3 protein-coding genes are annotated in these 1,809 nt (G+C 70.9%); 1 reads left to right on the plus strand and 2 read right to left on the minus strand.

All coding sequences use genetic code 11. From position 1 onward, the window contains the following. The coding region (locus ACFWN1_RS33120; protein ID WP_384370425.1) for a hypothetical protein at positions 1-292 on the plus strand (292 nt) is incomplete at its 5' end. A gap of 106 nt (positions 293-398) precedes the next feature. On the opposite strand, the gene ACFWN1_RS33125 is transcribed toward ACFWN1_RS33120, so the two are convergent. Together ACFWN1_RS33125 and ACFWN1_RS33130 are read right to left on the minus strand one after the other, a co-directional pair. Beyond that, entirely contained in the window at positions 399-890 is a 492-nt protein-coding gene (locus ACFWN1_RS33125; RefSeq protein ID WP_384370428.1) for a GNAT family N-acetyltransferase, read from the minus strand. Then, the coding region (locus ACFWN1_RS33130; RefSeq protein ID WP_384370431.1) for a hypothetical protein at positions 884-1,809 on the minus strand (926 nt) is incomplete at its 5' end. The genes ACFWN1_RS33125 and ACFWN1_RS33130, both read right to left, overlap by 7 nt.

Consider the following 1,809-nt stretch of genomic DNA (forward strand, 5'->3'; position numbering starts at 1 on the left):
TCAGAGCGCATACAGGGGAACACACCCGTTCTCATCTATCTGCACCCAAGCAGCTCACAGAGCTACTCAGAACGCACTCTCGATGAGAAGGCACACCACGGAGCCCAAGGGCGGCGAGGCCGACATCACTGCTGAGCGCCTGTGGATCCCCGTTGCGCTGCTGCAGGCAGCAGCCGCAATCAGCCCGCTCCTCTTGGGCGATCCCATGAAGTCGACCATCGACAAGGCGATGAACGACCTCGGCCTGCCACACACGCTGCTGAATCTCCAGCGCACTAAGTCGTTGCTGTAGTTGGCATCGCAGACCGGCCCGGCCAGGGGGCAGCAGGGGGCGGGGCGGGCGTTCGAAGACCGACACGCACCTCAGTGCGATGCCGTGGGCCCTGTGTCGCTTGGGGTTAGGCGTCGGCGGTCTCCAGTGCGTACAGCTCGTATGGGACGGTTCCGACCCCGGTGTCCCGGTCGGCCGTGCCGACGCGGGCGAACCCGGCTTTGATCAGGACGCGGCCGGACGCGGGGTTGTCGGGGTGGTGCATGGCCTCCAACCGGTTGAGGCCGGCGGTGGTGAAGGCGACGGAGACGACCTGCTGGGCGGCCTGGGTGGCGTAGCCGTTGCCCCAGCTGTCTTCCCGGAGGATGTAGCTGATGGTGCCCATGACCGGGGTGCGACGGCGCAGGGAGATCAGGCCGATCAGGTCGTCCTCCTGGAGGATGCCCCAGCTCCACTGCGCGCGCGGGGTTTCGGCGGCTCGGACGAGGGCCGCGCGGATCTTGTGGTGGGCCTGGTCGAGGGTGAGGGGCTTGCCGGTGGTGTGCCGGATGGAGGTGCCGCTGTAGATGCGGGTGAGGGCGGGGGCGTCATCGAGGGCCAGGGCGCGCAGGGTCACCATGCGGCGGTCAGCTCCTTCGCGGTGAGCCGGTCGGCGGGGTCGGGGGCCAGGCACGCGGTGATGGCGTCCTCGAACCCGGGGAAGGACCACGGCTGGACGTCGCGCAGCGCGGTGGTGGTGCCCCGAGCGATGGCGGCCAGCTTTTCCAGTCGGTCGAGGTCGTCGTCGTAGGCGACGGGGCGCTGGCCGGTCCAGCACCAGAACAGGGTGGCGCCCAGGCTCCAGATGTCGGCGGAGGGCTGCGCCTGGATGTGGGTGTCGGAGGGGGTGTCGAGGATCTGTGCGGCGAGCTCGGGGGCGGTGGTGTGGGTGAGCGCGCCCCGGTAAGGGACGCGGCGGCCGTCGCCGGGGCCGCAGGCGAGGGCGTAGTCGATGACTGCGGCGTGACCGTCGTGGGTGACCAGGGTGTTGGTCGGCTGGACATCGGCGTGGGCCCATCCGGCGGCGTGCATGAGCGCCAAGTGCTCCGTGAAGGTGCGGGCGATGCCCGCGAGCCAGGGGCGTACCGAGGCGCGGTCTCCTTCCGGGCCGCGGGCGAAGGCGAGGGCCCTCCACAGGGGCACGCCGCCGATCCAGTTGACGGCCAGCCACCGGCCGCCGTCCCAGGTCCCGGCGCTCACCCGGTAGTCGGGGCTGACGGCGCCGGCGGCGGTGAGGCGACGGAGGTGGTCGTCCTCCTGGGCCATCTCGGCGGCCTTGTCCCGGGCGGTCTCGCCGTCGGGGCTGTTGGCCTTCAGCGCGACGGCACGCTTGGGGCCCTGGACCTTCCAGGCCCGGGAGCCGCGCCGGTCGCTCAGGACCTGGATGGCGGTGGGCTCGCCAGTCTGGCCGATGAGGAGGGCGACGGCTTCGCCGGGGGGAGCAGGTGCTGTGCCCATGTGCGGATCTCCGTCCACTCGGTGGGGATGTGCTCGAACAC

Source organism: Streptomyces sp. NPDC058459 (genome assembly GCF_042721685.1).
Lineage (GTDB): Bacteria > Actinomycetota > Actinomycetes > Streptomycetales > Streptomycetaceae > Streptomyces.